Genomic DNA, 15,936 nt, shown 5'->3' with positions numbered 1-15,936 from the left:
GCAGATCCTCTCAGGCCTGCCCGGCGAACACCGCCTTGTCCTGGCCCAGGTGCGGTTCGAAGACGAGTTGCATCTCACCGGGCTTGGCGCCGACCGCGTAGGCGATCTCGTACGTATACGTTTTGCCCGGCATGACCGTTCCGGACTCCAGGCCGCCGTTGCCGCAGCCACCACCCGAGTCGAACATGGTCTCCGCCTTGGCGCCGTCGAACTGGGCGTCGCTGCCGAAGGTGAACATCGCGGCCTCGAACGGCTTGTCCGTGCCGTTCACGATGGTGATCTTGAACTTCACCGCGCGGGCGGCGTTCGGCGGCGCGGCGAACTCGCCGGGCTTGCACACCGCGGGCGCGGCGACCTCGATGGCCAGCCCGTCCGACCAGGTGAACCGCTTGCCCCAGGTGGGGTTCTCGGCCTTCGTGGTCGTCGTCGCCTTGCCTGAGGCCGCGGTGACCGTGCCTGGTTGCGGGCTGCACGCGGCCAGCAGGACCAGCGCGATACCCGCGAGGAACAAACGCATGGGACCTCCCCTATCCGGATGAGGGCCCGATGGTGGGCCGCGCCACCACACGCTCGGTGCACGCGGCTGGCGTACCCTGCCCCGGTGCGTCTTGTGATTGCTCGCTGCCAGGTCGACTACGTTGGACGGCTCACCGCGCATCTGCCCATGGCGCTGCGGTTGCTGATGGTGAAAGCCGACGGTTCGGTGCTCGTGCACTCCGACGGTGGCTCCTACAAGCCCCTGAACTGGATGAGCCCACCCTGCTGGCTGACCGAGGAGCCGGACACCTGGACGGTGCAGAACAAAGCCGGCGAGAAGCTGATCATCACCATCGAGGAAGTCCAGCACGACACCAAACACGACCTCGGCGTCGACCCCGGCCTGATCAAGGACGGCGTGGAGGCCCACCTCCAGGAGCTGCTCGCCGAGCACGTCGTCACCCTCGGCGAAGGCTGGACCCTCGTCCGCCGCGAGTTCCCGACCGCCATCGGCCCCGTCGACCTCATGTGCCGCGATGACACCGGTGCGTCCGTCGCCGTGGAGATCAAGCGCCGGGGTGAGATCGACGGCGTGGAACAGCTCACCCGGTACCTGGAGCTGCTCAACCGCGACCCGCTGCTGGCTCCGGTTCGCGGGATCTTCGCCGCCCAGCAGATCAAGCCTCAGGCGCGGACACTCGCCGAGGACCGTGGGATCCGCTGCGTCGTCCTCGACTACGACGCCCTCCGCGGCATGGAATCCGACGAGTTCCGCCTGTTCTGACCCTGACCCGTTCGTGAGGGGTTAGGCCGGTTCTGACCGGCCTAACCCCTCAGTCGAGGATGTAGAGGGAGATGGTGGTGTAGTTGGCGACGGCGAGGCGGGTTCCGGTGGTGTTGAACCGGAGCCGGTCGACGGAGGGGGCCGGCAGGCTTTTGGTGGGGGCTTTGAGGGCGGTCGTGTCCCAGACGCGGATGGACTTGCTGGTGCCGTAGGTGGCGAAGGTGTGGTTGGGGCCGAAGGCGAGGTGCTGGACGGCCTCGTCGGTGGCGAAGGTGGTCACGGCGTTGTACTTGGTCACGTCGTAGATGGAGACTCCGCCGCCCGCGTTGGCGGTGGCCCAGAGGGTGGTGCCGGGGAAGGTCTTGGTCCTGTTGCCCTTGAGGTCGTAGAACAGCGAGCCATTGGCCGCCGGGATCGCCAGGGTCTGGCTGTCGGCGCTGAACTTCACCAGGGTGGTGCGCACCGGGATGGTGAACAGCTGCGCCCGGGTCCTGACGTTCCAGACGACGACGTTGCTGGTCGTGGCCACCGCGAGCATGGTGCTGTCGCCGCTGAACGTGAGCGCCTGCACCGGGTCGCCCTCGGTGCGAAGGGTGTCGTGGGAACCGCTGCCCACCGACCAGATCCGCACCTCTCCGGACAGGCTGCCGCCGGCCAGGAGGGTGCCGTCCGGGTTGAACACGATGTCGTCCAGCTTGCCGGTGTCGCCGGTGAGATCACCAAGCCGCTGGGCGCCGTCGTCCCACAACTGGATCGGCGCGTCACGGCACGCGACGGCCAACACCTTGGCGTACGCCACATCCGCGATCTGACACCCGGCGAGGTCCAAAGTAGACGGATCGTTCGAGTGGGTGTAGAGGTGCATGGACAGGGTCACCGCGGCAAGCACCGCCACCCACACAGCGCTGGCGCGCCAACGGAAACCACGGTACTTCGGTGCCGCGGCCCGGCGCCGCGCGATCGTCACGGACGAAGGCGCGGCCCGGCGTAACGTCTGGCCGAGCGTGGTGGCGTTCTCCTTGACCTCGCCGATCTCCCACACCCCGTCGCGGACCAGGCCATTCAGTGCCGAAGGGGCTGTGGAAGCCAGCCGGACCAGGAGCCTGGTTCGCAACGAGGGCAACGGGATCAGCGTGACCCGGCTGATGTCCGTCCACTTCAGCTCCGCCCCCTGCCGGGCGCCGTACGCCCGCAGCCCGTCGCCCGAACTGACCAGCCGCTGCCAGTGCGCCGGGATGAACCGCCACGACACCGCCACGACCGCGACGAACACCAGTCCGCTCAGGTACCAGGGACCCTCGACCAGCTCGTCGACCTCGCGCATCAGCCAGATGCTCAACCCCAGCAACGCCAGCACGAACAAGCCCTCGGCCGTGCCGACCACGGCAGGAGTGTCAAGGTCGTGCGAGGCCTCGGGGATCCGCCGCCGCACCGGCCGGATCGCCTTCAGGCCCGCCGAGGCCGCCGCGGCCAGATCCGGATCGGCGTCGGTCTCCAGCTTGCGAAGCACCTCGGCGGCGACCTGGTCACCAGTGGCCGCCAGCTCGGTCAACGTCGTGATCGCACCCAGCCGGACCTGCGGGAACGTACTCACCAGGGCCGCCCGGATCTCGGCGGGCAGGCGCAGGTCGATGTGCGGGCCGCGCTTGCCGAAGGCGATGTAGAGCTCGCCGGTGACCTGGTCGTTGCGGGTGGGGGTCTGCGCGGGGGAGCGGCGTTTCACCTCGTCGTGGACGTAGGAGTACAGCTCGGCCGCGTCGATGACGCCGTCGGCGTTGAGGTCCGCGTCGCCGGACCGCAGGCCGCGCACGATCGCGTCGGTGAACACCGAGCTCGTGCCCTGCTCGAAGGCGTACTGGATCGCGGTGGACGCCGTCATCACCGCGCATCCGGTGCCGGACAACTGGTCGATCGCGTCGACGTGGGTGTCCGCCTTGGCGACCGTGCCCGCGGGGAACGCGCCGCTGAAGCAGCAGTCCAGCCAGATCACGACCTTGCGCGCCGGGCTCGCGTCCATCAGGTCACGCACGAAACCCGCGGACACCGCCGTCGCTGCCAGCAGTTTCCGCTCGGTGTCGGTCGTGGCCAGCTGCAGCCGCCCCGACTCGTCCTTCACCGCGTGCCCGGAGACGTAGATCAACACCAGGTCGTCCCGCGAGGCCTCGGCGAACACCTGGTTCAGGCGCCGCCGGACCTCGTGCGACGGGGCGTTCGTCAGCGTCTCGACCTCGTAGCCGCCGATGTCCGGGTCGCTGAGCACCGACTCCAGCGACTCCGCGTCCGCTTGTGGCGCTTGAAGATCGCCGAACGCCTTTTCGGCATAGGTGTCGGTAACGAGCAGCAGCGCTGTCCGCTTTCCCGGCACGCCAGGGATCCTAGAGCAGTTTGTCCTGCGTTATCGGCAGATCGCGGATCCTCCGGCCGGTGGCGTGGAAGACCGCGTTGCCGATCGCCGCCGGCACCCCGGTGATCGGCACCTCGCCGAAGCCGCGGGCGCCCAGCGCCGGGCTGCCCGGGTCGGGTTTGTCCACGAAAAGCGCCTGGATGTCCGGGACGTCCGCGTTCACCGGGATCAGGTACCCGGACAGGTTCGGGTTGACGATCCGGGCGGTCCGCTGGTCCACGACGGTCTGTTCCATCAGCGCGAACCCGATGCCCCAGGTGATCCCGCCGATCACCTGGCTGCGCGCGGTCTTGCGGTTCATCACGCGGCCCGGGTCGTACGCGCCGACCGCCCGGGTGACCCGCACGCGGCCGGACCTGGGGTCGATTCGCACTTCGACGAACACCGCACCTGTTGTGTAGCCGGGAGTGCTGGGCGTCTGGGCGGTGGTGGCGACCACGTTTCCGTGCCGGGACATGACATCCAGGTAACTGTCCCGCCGGGACCGGTCGCCGGTCGCGAACAGGTGACCGTGCTCGGCCTCGACCTGGTCAACAGCGAGACCGGACAACGGTGAACGCGCATCCGCCACGGCAAGCTTGATCACGTTGTCCCGCACGGCTTTTCCGGCTTTGTCGAGCGCGGCGACCACGCTCTTGACCGTCGCCGAGGCCGCCGACCAGGACGCGGCCGGCAGGTCCGAGTCGCCGAGCTGGAACGTGACCGCGTCCACGGTGGTGCCCATGATCTCCGCAACCGCTTGCGTCATCACGGTCAGCGTGCCGGTGCCGATCTCCTGCGTGCTGCTCTGGGCCAGCACGGTACCGTCGACGTTCATCTGCACCAACGCCGACGACGGGAACGCCAACGAGCTGTGTGCCTCGGTCGCCATGCCCCAGCCGATGAACTCCTGTCCATCCCGCGTCGACCCCGGTTTCATCGACCGTCGCGACCAGCCGAAAGCGTTGGCGGCCATGCGATAGCAGTCCCGCAGGTACCGGCTGGTGAACGGCTGACGGGTCTCCGGGTCGACCTCGGCGTAGTTGCGCAGCCGCAGCTCCAGCGGGTCCACGCCGACCGCGTAGGCCAGTTCGTCCATCGCGGTCTCCAACCCGAAGTGCGCCGCGGTCTCCGGCGACCGCGTGAACCCGGCGCCTGGCCGGTCCAATGCCGCGACCTGTTGGCGCACCTGAAGGTTCGGCACCGCGTAGAGCATTCGCGCGGACCGGGTCGGGTTGTAGGTGACCTCGTCGGTCCGGGATGCTTGCTGGGTCGTGGTCTGGATCAACGAGGTCAGCTTGCCGTCCTTGGTCGCACCCAACGCGACCCGTTGGCGGAACTCGGATCGGTGCCCGGTCGAGGTGTACATCGCGGCCCGGGTGAGCACGACTTTCAACGGCTGGCCCAGCACCCGGGCGATGGCGGCGGTGAGCAGAGTGTGCGGCAGGACAACGGATTTCGATCCGAACCCGCCGCCGAGGTAAGCCGTGCGGACGCGAACATCGGTGGGCTGCACGCCAAGCGAGTACGCCAGGACGCCTCGACTGAACTGGATGCCTTGCGCGGTCTCGTAAGCGGTGAGCTTGCCGTCCTGCCAGACCGCGAGCGAAGCCGAGGTTTCGATGGGGTTGTGGTGGTGCGTCGGGCTGGAGTAGTTCGCGTCGATCTTGACATCGGCCGCCGCCGAGGTGACGTCGCCGCGGGTGAACTCGTTGGGCTCGCCCAAAGCCGGGTCAGGAACGTACTCGGTACCCGCGACCTGGCCGAGAACAGCCTTGGGCACCTCCTGGGAGTACCGGACATCCACGAGAGTGGACGCGTACTGGGCCTGTTCCAGGGTTTGCGCGACGACGATCGCCACGGGCTGCCCGTCGTGGTTGATGATCTCGTCCTGCATGGGGATGAAACCCCTGGTGTACGGGAAGAACGGCAACAGCGTCAGGCGAGGCGTGTTGAGGTGCGTGAACACGTCGACCACGCCCGGCGCGGACTTCGCCCGGCCGGTGTCGATGCTGGTGATCTTCCCGCGGGCGATCGTGCTGAGCACCAGAACCCCGTGCAGCACACCGGGAATGTCGGTGTCGGCGGTGTACTTGGCGGCGCCGGTGACCTTGGCGCGGCCGTCGATCCGGTCGATCGGCAGCCCGGCGATCTGCTTCACCGCACACTCCCGAGGTCCGTCAAGAGCGCCTTGATCGCCCGTTGCACCAGCTCCACCTTGAACCCGTTGTGCTGTCTTGGAACCGCCCCGCGCACGGCCGCGCTCGCCGCCGCGGCGATGGTGGCCGCGCTGAGATCCTTACCGCGCAACGCATCCTCGGCGGCAGTGGATCGCCATGGTCGAGGCGCGACCCCGCCGAACGTCAACCGCGCATCACATACGCGACGGCCGCGCAGGTCCAAAGCCGCCGCGACCGACACTACGGCGAACTCGAAAGTCGCGCGGTCACGGAGTTTCAAGTACCGCGAGGTGAATCGGCCAACCGGAACCTCGATCGCCGTGATCAACTCACCGGGTTCGAGGACGGTTTCCCGGACTGGATCCGTGAGGTAGAAGTCATCGAGGCGGACCACCCGTTTCGACGTCCGCACCGAAGCGTCCAGTGCCAGCAGGGAAACGGCCAGATCCGAAGGGTGAACGGCGATGCACTGGTCGCCGCCGCCGAAGATCGCGTGCCCGCGGTTCTCCCCATCGAGAGCCGGACAGCCGCTGCCCGGCACCCGCTTGTTGCACGGCGAAGCAATATCCCGGAAGTATCCACACCTGGTGCGCTGCAACAAGTTCCCACCGACCGCGGCCATGTTGCGGATCTGCGGGGAAGCCGAGTCGAGCAAGGCCTCCGACAGCACCGGAAACGACTGTCGGACCAGCGGATGCGAGGCCACATCGCTCATCCGGGCCAGCGCGCCGATCGAGAGCACCGGGCCGGACACAGCGATGCCCCGCAACGGCAAACCATTGATGTCGACGATGAGGTCGTGCGACTCAACGCCATCCTTCATGAGGTTCAGCAGGTCCGTGCCGCCGGAGACGAACTTGCCCTGGGAGCTCACGGCTTCGGCCACCGAACGGGCGCGGGTGTAGGCGAAGTCCTTCATCGGGCCGCGTCCCGCACCGCGGCGACGATGTTCGGGTAACACGCGCAGCGGCAGAGGTTCCCGCTCATCCACTCGCGGATCTCGTCCGGCGACCCGGCGTGCCCCTCCTGGATCACCGCGACCGCCGACATGATCTGGCCGGGCGTGCACATCCCGCACTGGAACGCGTCCTGCCGGATGAACGCCTCCTGCACCGGATGCAGCCGGTCACCGGAGGCGAGACCCTCGATCGTGGTGATCTCCTCGCCCTCCCGCATCACCGCGAGGGTCAGGCAGGACTTGATCCGGCGCCCGTCGGCCAGCACCGTGCACGCTCCACATTCACCCCGGTCGCAGCCCTTCTTGGCGCCGGTGAGGTTCATCCGTTCGCGCAACGCGTCCAGCAGCGTGACGCGGGGCTCGACGGCGACCTTGTGCACCTCGCCGTTGACCTTGAGAGCGATCTCGCGAGCCGGGGCCTCGGCGGCCGCCGGACCGGGCGGCCCGAGCGCGGTCACCACCGTCGCACCGCCCGCTTGCAGCACAGTTCTCCGGCTGGGCATCCGACCTCCCGGTTGTCTGGAGTTGACCGGATCCAACCGAGCGGCCGGCTGGTGATTCACCTACTTACGCCAGTGGAAATGTGGCTGGCATCCGCCACGTCATCTTGGTTCGACAGTGATGTGCCGGTCCCGGCGGTCCCGCAACTCCGCCAGGAGCTCCCGGACCGGCCTGCGCACCACCCGCACGACGACCGCCACTCGTTCACCCATTCCCTACCGCCTCTCCCGATCGGTGGGTATGCGTGAGTCCTGTCGGCTCGGACGGGCCACTGTTAGCGCTGGTAGAACACCGAAACCGAGGCGTTATGGGCGTGTGGGCAGTTGTACCGGCCGGGGTGGACGCCCGGCTGTCATGCGGACACAGCCGGTAGGACTTACGTTGACATCGTGCTGTTGGCTGATGCGAACCTCCGGTTGGACGCTCAGGCGGTCGACTACGTCCTGCTGGGTGTCTACTTCGTGATCGTGCTGGGGATCGGGTTCATGGCGCGCCGATCGGTGTCCAGCAGCCTGGACTTCTTCCTGTCCGGGCGGTCGTTGCCGGCGTGGGTCACCGGACTCGCGTTCGTCTCCGCGAACCTCGGCGCGGTCGAGGTGTTCGGGATGACGGCGAACGGGGCGCAGTTCGGTATCCCGACCGTGCACTACTACTGGATCGGCGCCATCCCGGCGATGGTGTTCCTCGGGCTTGTGATGATGCCGTTCTACTACGGCTCCAAGGTCCGCAGCGTGCCCGAGTTCCTGCGCCGGAGGTTCGGCGCGGCCTCGCACCTGGTGAACGGGATCAGCTTCGCCACCGCCCAGGTGCTGATCTCCGGGATCAACCTGTTCGCGCTCGGCTCGGTGGTCAACGTGCTGCTTGGCTGGCCGCTGTGGGTGTCCATTGTGGTCTCGGCGGCGATCGTGCTGGCGTACACCACGCTGGGCGGCCTGTCCGCGGCGATCTACAACGAGGTGCTGCAGTTCTTCGTGATCGTGGCGATGCTGGTGCCGCTGACCATCGTCGGCCTGCACCGGGTCGGCGGCTGGGAGGGGCTGACGGCCAAGATCGCCGACAAGGCCAACGAGCTGTCGTCCTGGCCGGGCACCAACCTGACCGGCATCGGCAACGCCACGCTGTCCGTCCTGGGCATCGTGTTCGGCCTCGGGTTCGTGCTCAGCTTCGGCTACTGGACCACGAACTTCGCCGAGGTCCAGCGTGCCCTCTCGGCCCGCAACATGTCCGCGGCCCGGCGCACCCCGCTGATCGGTGCGTACCCGAAACTGTTGCTGCCACTGGTGATCGTCATCCCGGGTATGCTCGCCGCGGTGCTCTCGCCGGAGCTCATGCAGGCCAAGCAAGCGCTTGCGGCCAACCCGGACGCCACCACCGACGTGCAGTTCAACGACGCCATCAAGCTGCTGATCCGGGACGTGCTGCCCAACGGCATGCTCGGCATCGCGATCACCGGCCTGGCCGCCTCGTTCATGGCCGGCATGGCCGCGAACGTGAGCGCCTTCAACACCGTCTTCACCTACGACATCTGGCAGACCTACATCCGCAAGGACAAACCGGACGGCTACTACCTCCGGTTCGGCCGGCTGATCACGGTGATCGGCGTGGTCGCGGCGATCGGCACCGCGTTCATCGCCGCCGGCTACGAGAACATCATGACCTACCTGCAGACCCTGTTCTCGTTCTTCAACGCGCCGCTGTTCGCCACGTTCATCCTCGGCCTGTTCTGGAAGCGGATGACCGCCGCCGCGGGCTGGTCCGGCCTGGTCGCGGGCACGGTCTCGGCGCTGATGGTGTTCATCCTGGCCAACTCCGGCGCGGTGAGCTGGTTCGGCGACCCGAAGAGCCAGGGGCCCAGCTTCGTCGGCGCCGGGGTCGCGTTCGTGGTGGACATCGTGGTCAGCGTGCTGGTGTCGCTGGCGACCAGACCGAAACCGGACGAGGAGCTCAAGGGCCTGGTCTGGTCGCTGACCCCCAGGAACACCTGGCGCGAGCGCGGCGAGGGCTGGTACCGGCGGCCCGGTGTGCTCGCGGGCGGCGCGCTGGTGCTGACCGTGGCGCTGAACATCATCTTCTGGTGAGGAGGGGGACCCATGGGACGGCTGTTCGACCTGCGCTGGATCATCGCGCTGCTGTTCGGCATCTACGGCGTCGTGCTGCTCGTGCTGGGCATCGGCTTCGAGACCGACGCCGACCGGGTGAAGACCGGCGGGTTCAACGTGAACCTCTGGATGGGCATCGTGCTGCTCCTGCTGACCGCGTTCTTCGGGGTGTGGGCGGCGCTGCGGCCGGTTGTTCCCGAGGCTGTGCCACCCGAAGAGGGGGACGACGAGGTGAAATGACGAGTTCGGTGAACACGGGCCGGTGACGGTCGCTACCGTGCACGCTGTGTCTCGTTCTGCTCGGAAGATCGCCCTCGCGCTGGTGTGCGGGCTGACCCTGGCCGGTTGCGCCGGTCAGGTCGACCTGTCCAAAAAGGTCACCAACCGCACCACGGTGAAGACGGCCGGCTCGTTCACCCCCGAGATGCTGCGCACGATCGACCCGTGCGAGCTGCTCACCGACGACCTGGTCGCGAGCATCGGCACGAAGACCTCCGGCAGCAAGGACCGGTCGAACTACAACGAGTGCCAGACCCGGTTCAAGGACAAGGCGAACAAGGCCGACATCACGCTGAACGTCAAGCTCGGCAACGCCCTGCTGGGCGTGCCCAAGCAGGGCGGCAAGCAGATCGGCGGGCTGAGCGTGTTCGAGTCGCCGACCGACACCGGCTGCACCGAGAACGCGGTGACCAGCCGTGACCCCGACCGGGGCGTCACCGCGCTGGCGTTCTGGGAGGGCGGCAAGCCCTGTGACGCGTCCGGCAAGCTGATCGAGAGCGTGATCAAGCGGCTGGCCGAGAACCCGCCCAAGTACGACGTCCCGGCCGGCAGCCTGGTCTCCCGCGACCCGTGCGCGGACCTGGACGACGCCGCCGCGCAGGCCGCGCTGGGCACCACGCCGAAGAAGAGCCCGTACGGCATCCGGGTGTGCACGTTCGAGGGCAAGGACAACCAGGTCAACGTCCGCTACACCGGCTTCACCTTCGACCCGTTCGACACCCAGAGCGCCAGCAAGCCCGCCAAGGTGGACCTGACCGACAAGGTCAAGGGCGCGGCTCAGTTCAGGGACAACATCTCGCCCAACCGGTGCCAGATCGAGTGGGTGCACCGCAAGCTGGCAGGCAACCGGACCGAGAACGTCAACGTCTCCTACGAACGGACGCCCGCGCAGGCCGGTGAGGACCCCTGCGCGAAGCTGTTGCCCGCTGCCCAAGCAGTCGCCACGAAGGTGAACTCCTCCTGATCTTGAGCAGCCGCTTCCCGTTGGGGTAGGACTATCTGGCACGAGCCAACCAACGGTGGAGGCTGCCGTGAAGAAGATCATCAATGATCCGTCGACCGTTGTCGCCGAGTCGCTCGCGGGCCTCGCGGCCGCGCACGCCGACGTTCTGAAGGTCCGCACCGAGCCGGCGGTGATCTACCGCGCGGACGCCCCCGTGACCGGCAAGGTGGCGGTCATCTCCGGCGGTGGCTCCGGGCACGAGCCGATGCACGGCGGCCTGGTCGGGCTGGGCATGCTCGACGCCGCCTGCCCGGGGGCCGTGTTCACCTCGCCAACGCCCGACCAGGTACAGGCCGCGGCCGAGCTGGTCGACGGCGGCGCGGGGGTGCTGCTGATCGTCAAGAACTACACCGGGGACGTGCTGAACTTCGAGACGGCAGCGGAGTTCGCCGAGGGTGACGTGCGGACCGTGGTGATCGACGACGACGTGGCCGTGAAGGACTCGCTGTACACCGCGGGCCGCCGGGGTGTCGGCGGGACCGTGCTGCTGGAGAAGATCGTCGGCGGCGCGGCCGAGGGCGGATATGGCCTGGACGAGGTGGAGGCGTTGGCGCGCAAGGTGATCTCGCAGGTCCGGTCGATGGGCGTGGCGCTCACCGCGTGCACCGTGCCGCACGTGGGCGAGCCGAGCTTCGTGCTGGCCGACGACGAGATCGAGATCGGTATCGGCATCCACGGCGAACCCGGCCGCCAGCGCGTCCCGCACATGCCCGCCGACCAGCTGGTACCGGCGCTGCTCGAGCCGATCCTGGAGGACCTGCCGTTCCAGTCCGGCGACCGCGTGCTGCTGTTCACCAACTCGATGGGCGGCACCCCGCTGATCGAGCTGTACCTGGCGCACGGCATCGCCGAGCGGCTGCTGGCCGAGCGTGGCATCGTGGTGCAACGGCGGCTGGTCGGGCCGTACGTGACCAGCCTCGAGATGCAGGGCATGAGCCTGACGTTGCTGAAGGTGGACGACGAGATGCTGCGCTGGTGGGACGCCCCGGTCCGGACCGCCGCCCTGCGCTGGGGCGTCTGATGGCCGCGAGCTGCACGGTCGACGGTGTCGTGGCGGCCATCCGCAAGGTCGCGGCCACCGTCGAGGAGCACCGCGACGAGCTGGTGAACCTGGACCGTGAGATCGGCGACGGCGACCACGGCGAGAACCTCAAGCGCGGCTTCACCGCAGTGCTGTCCAAACTGGACAATCCCGGTGAGACGCCGGCCGCGGTGCTCAAACTGGTCGCCAGCACGTTGATCTCGACCGTCGGCGGCGCCGCGGGTCCGTTGTACGGCACGGCTTTCCTGCGTGCTTCGTCGGCTGTGGGGCAGGAGACCGAGTTGACCGCGGAGTCCATTGTGGCCGCTTTGGGGGCCGCCCTGAACGGGGTCGTGGCCCGGGGCAAGGCCGAACCGGGCGACAAGACGATGGTCGACGCGCTCGGCCCGGCCGTCGCCGCGGCACAGGAGTCCGGCAGCGGCGACATCGCGGCGGTGCTGTCCGCGGCGGCCGAGGCGGCGGACAAGGGCGCGCAGGACACGATCCCGTTGGTGGCACGCAAAGGCCGCGCGTCCTATCTCGGTGAGCGCAGCGCCGGGCACATGGACCCGGGCGCCCGCTCGACCGCCTTGCTGCTGAGGGCGTTCGCGGACGCCGCGTCATGACCCGGGTCGGGCTCGTGCTGGTCTCGCACAGCGCCAAGCTCGCCGAGGGACTGGCCGACCTGGCCGGGCAGATGGCGCCGGACGTGACGATCCGGGCCGCGGGCGGCATGCCGGACGGCGGTCTGGGCACCGACTTCGACGCGGTGTCCGCCGCGCTGGACGAGGCCCAGCAGGGGGCCGGGGTCGTGATCCTCTACGACCTCGGCAGCGCCAAGATGACCGCCGAGCTCGCCGTGGAGATGCTGGGCGACCCGAACACCGCCGTCGTGGCCGACGCGCCCTTTGTGGAGGGTGCGGTCGCGGCCGCGGTGGCGGCACAGGGCGAAGCGGACATGGATCGGGTGCTTACCGCCGCTGTGACTTCCGGCGCAGCTCACGGTGAGTCACCGGAACCGGTTTCTTCAGGGGCTGAGGAGTTCGTGCTGACCAACGATGTGGGTCTGCACGCCCGCCCGGCGGCCCTGCTCGCCCGAACTGTTGCCGAACTGAACGCGAAAGTCATTCTAAGATTTGCCGGGAAGCAGGCGGATGCGGCCAGTGTGCTCGCCCTGATGGGCTTGGGCGCGCGCGGTGGGGACAGGGTGGAGGTCTCAGCCACCGGGCCGGACGCCAGGGAGGCGCTGCAGCGGGTCGGGGATTTGATCTCACGCGGCTTCGACGAGTGAGGATGGCGCGGGATGCGGTGGTTGTGGGCTGCGCTGCTGGTCGCTGCCCTCGTGATCTCCGGGTGCACGAGCCGGGTCGGCGGCACGGCGTTCCCTGATCCGCAGGCCCGCAAGCCCCTGCCGGACAGCTCGGTGGAGCTGATCGGCAACGCCAACACCCTCGATCCGTGCGGCCTGCTCGACCCGGCCGCGCTGGCCCAGTTCGGCACCGCGCAACGCCAGGACCAGGAGTCCTACGACTACTGCGTCCTGCGGATGCCGATGAGCGGCGCGAACGTGGCCGTCCGGTTCGGACTGCTGGAGCGCATCAACTCCGTCGCCGACCTGCAGGCCAGGCAGAACCGCGAGGTCGAGCCGGTCGGGTCGCTGCGGGTGTTCGAGGAGACCCCGGTGCCCGACCGCTGCGCCCGCTACATTGTGTTCAGCGACAACGTGACCCTCGCGGTCTCCGCGGACACTGTGGACTCGCCGAACAAGACGGTCTCCGAGCTGTGCTCGGTCGTGGAGAAGTCCGCGACGGTGATCGCCGAGAACGTCGCCGCCAAGAAGGTCACCCACCGCCAGTACGAGCCCACCTCGTTCGGTCCGCTGGACGCCTGCAAGGCCGCGGTGGTCTCGTTGAGCCAGATCCCGGGCCTGGCGGTGGCCGACGTGAACAGCTACCCCGCGCACCACCAATGCCGGTGGGGTGGCCCGACCGTGCCGTCGCTGCAGGTGCGATACGTGCTCGCCGAGCCGTCGGGTGCGTCGTACGTCAAGCACGAGACCATCGATGGCAAGCAGACCGGTGTGTACAACGTGGACATCACCGGACGTTCGCTGTGCGTCGCCGAACTCAAGGGCACCGGCCGCGAGCTGGCCCAGGTCGTGGTCCGGCTGGCCCCCAACCAGGCCGACGCCGCCTGCTCGGCCGCCCGGATCGTGGCCGGCGAGGTCTGGGAGAAACTCCCCGCCACCTCCTGACCGGCGTGTCCCCCGTTCGCCGACCCCGTGTCCCCCGTTCGTGCACCCCGAAATCCCCTCGAGCGGGGATCTCATGGTCGGCGAACGTGGGACACGGGGGCCGCGAACGTGGGACACGCGGGGGAAGGCTTTCTCGATTCTGAGGCGTAGTTCACGCGCATGAGGCGGCATTCCGGGGCATGGTTACCCCACGGTAGCAATGGCCCGGGAGGTTTCCAGTGGCTCGTGAGTTCAGGCGTGTTGGCGTGGTCGGCCTCGGTATTCAGGGTGCCGGGGTGGCCGAGGTGTTCGCGCGAGCCGGGATCGACGTGGTAGGCGTGGAGATCGACGCGGACGGTGTCGAACGCGGCCGCGCACTGGTCGAACATTCCACCGAGCGAGCCGTCGCCGGTGAAAAGCTGACGGCCGCCGAGCGCGATGCGTTGCTGGCCCGGATCGGCTATTCCGCGAATCTCGCGGACCTCGCTTCCTGTGATCTCGTGGTCGAGGCGGTGACCGAGAACCTGCAGCTCAAGGCGTCCGTTTTCGCCGAGCTGGACAAGGTGCTCCCGGCCGAGACGATCCTGGCCTCCAACACGTCCTCGCTGTCGGTCACCGAGATCGGTGTCCACACCGGACGGCCTGAGCGGGTGGTCGGGCTGCATTTCTTCAACCCGGCACCGGTGCTGAAACTGGTCGAAGTCGTGCGCACGGTGGTCACCGAGCCGGATGTGATCGAAGATGTCGTGGCCCTCGTGGAGCGGGTCGGCAAGACCGCATTGGTGATCGGCGACCGGGCCGGGTTCATCTCGAACTCGCTGCTGTTCAGCTATCTCAACCACGCGGTGCTGATGTACGAGCAGCGATATGCCACGCGCGAGGACCTGGACGCGGCAATGCGGTACGGCTGCGGATATCCGATGGGCCCGTTGGCGCTGCTGGACCTGATCGGGCTGGATATCGCGTCGGAAATCCTGGACACGATGTACAAACAGTCCCGCGACCGGCTGCACGCGCCCGCGCCGCTGCTCAAGCAGATGATCACGGCCGGAATGCTCGGCCGCAAGACCGGGCGCGGTTTCTACACCTACGAGGAGCCCGGTTCGCCGGTCGTGGTGCCGGACGCGCTGACCCCGCGTCCCGCCGGGGAGGACGCCGTTGCGGCCCGCGACGTCTCGCGGGTGGGTGTGATCGGCACCGGCACGATGGCCACCGGGATCGTCGAGGTGTTCGCCAAGAAGGGCTTCGATGTCGTGCTGCGGGCCCGGTCCGCGGAGAAGGCCGACGGGGCCGTCGCCAAGGTGCGCAAGTCGCTGGACCGGCAGGTCGCCAAGGGCCGGCTGTCGGAAGAGGACCGTGACCGCACGCTGGCCAGGATCGTTCCTGCCGTGGAGTTCGACGAACTCGCGGAGTGCGACCTGGTCATCGAGGCCGTTGCCGAGGACCTGGCGGTCAAGCGCGCGGTGTTCGGCGCGCTGGACGAGGTGTGCAAGCCGGGAACCGTGCTGGCCACGACGACCTCGTCGCTGCCGGTGATCGAGTGCGCGGCCGCGACCTCCCGCCCCGGCGACGTAGTCGGCCTGCACTTCTTCAACCCGGCGCCGGTGATGAAGCTGGTCGAGGTCGTGCACACCATCGCCACCAACGGGGACGTCGTGGCCACCGCGCACGCCATCTGCGCGAAGGTCGGCAAGCATCCCGTGCATTGCGGCGACCGCGCCGGGTTCATCGTGAACGCGCTGCTGTTCCCGTACCTCAACGACGCGGTCAAGATGGTCGCCGCGCACTACGCCCCCAGCGAGGACATCGACACCGCCATGAAGGCCGCGTGTGGCCTGCCCATGGGGCCGTTCGAGTTGCTGGACGTGGTCGGCCTGGACGTCTCGCTGGCCATCCAGCGCACGCTCTACAACGAGTTCCGCGAGCCCGGGTTCGCGCCCTCGCCGTTGCTGGAGCACCTCGTCACCGCCGGACGGCTCGGCCGCAAGACGGGTAAGGGCTTCCGCGACTACACATAG

14 protein-coding genes are annotated in these 15,936 nt (G+C 68.4%); 9 read left to right on the top strand and 5 right to left on the bottom strand.

Translation table 11 applies throughout. From position 1 onward, the window contains the following. Positions 1 to 10 precede the first annotated feature (10 nt). The gene (locus tag AB0J95_RS26450) at positions 11 to 517 is read right to left on the bottom strand and encodes a hypothetical protein (RefSeq protein WP_364763071.1); all 507 of its coding nucleotides are present in this window, start codon (positions 515 to 517) and stop codon (positions 11 to 13) included. Between the two features lie 84 nt (positions 518 to 601). Between AB0J95_RS26450 and nucS the strand changes: the two genes are divergently transcribed. Further along, complete coding sequence (nucS, locus tag AB0J95_RS26445; RefSeq protein WP_364763068.1) at positions 602 to 1,261, top strand: endonuclease NucS; 660 nt, start codon at positions 602 to 604, stop codon at positions 1,259 to 1,261. 49 nt (positions 1,262 to 1,310) lie between these two features. Here nucS and AB0J95_RS26440 read toward each other — a convergent pair whose 3' ends face one another. Genes AB0J95_RS26440 through AB0J95_RS26425 form a run of 4 tightly spaced genes read right to left on the bottom strand, consistent with a single transcriptional unit; the run spans position 1,311 to position 7,285 of the window. Next, the gene (locus AB0J95_RS26440) at positions 1,311 to 3,626 is read right to left on the bottom strand and encodes a caspase family protein (protein WP_364763065.1); all 2,316 of its coding nucleotides are present in this window, start codon (positions 3,624 to 3,626) and stop codon (positions 1,311 to 1,313) included. Positions 3,627 to 3,636: 10 nt separating this feature from the next. Continuing rightward, the gene (locus AB0J95_RS26435) at positions 3,637 to 5,805 is read right to left on the bottom strand and encodes a xanthine dehydrogenase family protein molybdopterin-binding subunit (RefSeq protein ID WP_364763062.1); all 2,169 of its coding nucleotides are present in this window, start codon (positions 5,803 to 5,805) and stop codon (positions 3,637 to 3,639) included. After that, positions 5,802 to 6,743, bottom strand: coding sequence for a xanthine dehydrogenase family protein subunit M (locus tag AB0J95_RS26430; RefSeq protein WP_364763059.1), 942 nt, complete (start codon positions 6,741 to 6,743; stop codon positions 5,802 to 5,804). Before AB0J95_RS26430 ends, AB0J95_RS26435 begins: the two co-directional genes overlap by 4 nt. After that, positions 6,740 to 7,285: a (2Fe-2S)-binding protein gene (locus AB0J95_RS26425; RefSeq protein WP_364763056.1), complete on the bottom strand. Its 546-nt coding sequence runs from the start codon at positions 7,283 to 7,285 to the stop codon at positions 6,740 to 6,742. Before AB0J95_RS26425 ends, AB0J95_RS26430 begins: the two co-directional genes overlap by 4 nt. A 384-nt stretch (positions 7,286 to 7,669) precedes the next feature. Between AB0J95_RS26425 and AB0J95_RS26420 the strand changes: the two genes are divergently transcribed. The 8 genes from AB0J95_RS26420 (at position 7,670) to AB0J95_RS26385 (ending at position 15,936) form a co-directional block, all read left to right on the top strand. Next, positions 7,670 to 9,361 (top strand): sodium:solute symporter family protein, encoded by a 1,692-nt coding sequence (locus AB0J95_RS26420; protein WP_364763772.1) that lies wholly within the window; start codon positions 7,670 to 7,672, stop codon positions 9,359 to 9,361. A 12-nt stretch (positions 9,362 to 9,373) separates the two neighbouring features. Further along, positions 9,374 to 9,622, top strand: coding sequence for a hypothetical protein (locus AB0J95_RS26415; RefSeq protein ID WP_364763053.1), 249 nt, complete (start codon positions 9,374 to 9,376; stop codon positions 9,620 to 9,622). A 46-nt stretch (positions 9,623 to 9,668) separates the two neighbouring features. Next, the gene (locus tag AB0J95_RS26410) at positions 9,669 to 10,625 is read left to right on the top strand and encodes a hypothetical protein (RefSeq protein ID WP_364763050.1); all 957 of its coding nucleotides are present in this window, start codon (positions 9,669 to 9,671) and stop codon (positions 10,623 to 10,625) included. Between the two features lie 67 nt (positions 10,626 to 10,692). Beyond that, the gene (dhaK, locus tag AB0J95_RS26405) at positions 10,693 to 11,685 is read left to right on the top strand and encodes a dihydroxyacetone kinase subunit DhaK (RefSeq protein WP_364763047.1); all 993 of its coding nucleotides are present in this window, start codon (positions 10,693 to 10,695) and stop codon (positions 11,683 to 11,685) included. After that, entirely contained in the window at positions 11,685 to 12,311 is a 627-nt protein-coding gene (dhaL, locus tag AB0J95_RS26400) for a dihydroxyacetone kinase subunit DhaL (RefSeq protein WP_364763044.1), read from the top strand. The genes dhaK and dhaL overlap by 1 nt, the downstream gene beginning before the upstream one ends. Next, complete coding sequence (gene dhaM / locus AB0J95_RS26395; protein ID WP_364763041.1) at positions 12,308 to 12,976, top strand: dihydroxyacetone kinase phosphoryl donor subunit DhaM; 669 nt, start codon at positions 12,308 to 12,310, stop codon at positions 12,974 to 12,976. The genes dhaL and dhaM overlap by 4 nt, the downstream gene beginning before the upstream one ends. Before the next feature lie 12 nt (positions 12,977 to 12,988). After that, complete coding sequence (locus AB0J95_RS26390; RefSeq protein WP_364763038.1) at positions 12,989 to 13,939, top strand: DUF3558 family protein; 951 nt, start codon at positions 12,989 to 12,991, stop codon at positions 13,937 to 13,939. A 218-nt stretch (positions 13,940 to 14,157) separates the two neighbouring features. Beyond that, positions 14,158 to 15,936: a 3-hydroxybutyryl-CoA dehydrogenase gene (locus tag AB0J95_RS26385; RefSeq protein WP_364763035.1), complete on the top strand. Its 1,779-nt coding sequence runs from the start codon at positions 14,158 to 14,160 to the stop codon at positions 15,934 to 15,936.

Origin of the sequence: Actinocrispum sp. NPDC049592 (assembly GCF_040675465.1) — a bacterium.
Classification (GTDB): Bacteria; Actinomycetota; Actinomycetes; order Mycobacteriales; family Pseudonocardiaceae; genus Kibdelosporangium.
The sequence above is the reverse complement of the archived record's forward strand: the minus strand, read 5'-3'. Positions and strand labels throughout refer to the sequence as shown.

Bases quoted from the DNA above. Each gene is read 5' to 3' on its own strand.
- AB0J95_RS26450 (WP_364763071.1), bottom strand. From the start codon at position 517: ATGCGTTTGTTCCTCGCGGGTATCGCGCTGGTCCTGCTGGCCGCGTGC.
- AB0J95_RS26430 (WP_364763059.1), bottom strand. From the start codon at position 6,743: ATGAAGGACTTCGCCTACACCCGCGCCCGTTCGGTGGCCGAAGCCGTG.
- AB0J95_RS26425 (WP_364763056.1), bottom strand. From the start codon at position 7,285: ATGCCCAGCCGGAGAACTGTGCTGCAAGCGGGCGGTGCGACGGTGGTG.
- AB0J95_RS26415 (WP_364763053.1), top strand. From the start codon at position 9,374: ATGGGACGGCTGTTCGACCTGCGCTGGATCATCGCGCTGCTGTTCGGC.
- dhaL (WP_364763044.1), top strand. From the start codon at position 11,685: ATGGCCGCGAGCTGCACGGTCGACGGTGTCGTGGCGGCCATCCGCAAG.
- dhaM (WP_364763041.1), top strand. From the start codon at position 12,308: ATGACCCGGGTCGGGCTCGTGCTGGTCTCGCACAGCGCCAAGCTCGCC.
- AB0J95_RS26390 (WP_364763038.1), top strand. From the start codon at position 12,989: ATGCGGTGGTTGTGGGCTGCGCTGCTGGTCGCTGCCCTCGTGATCTCC.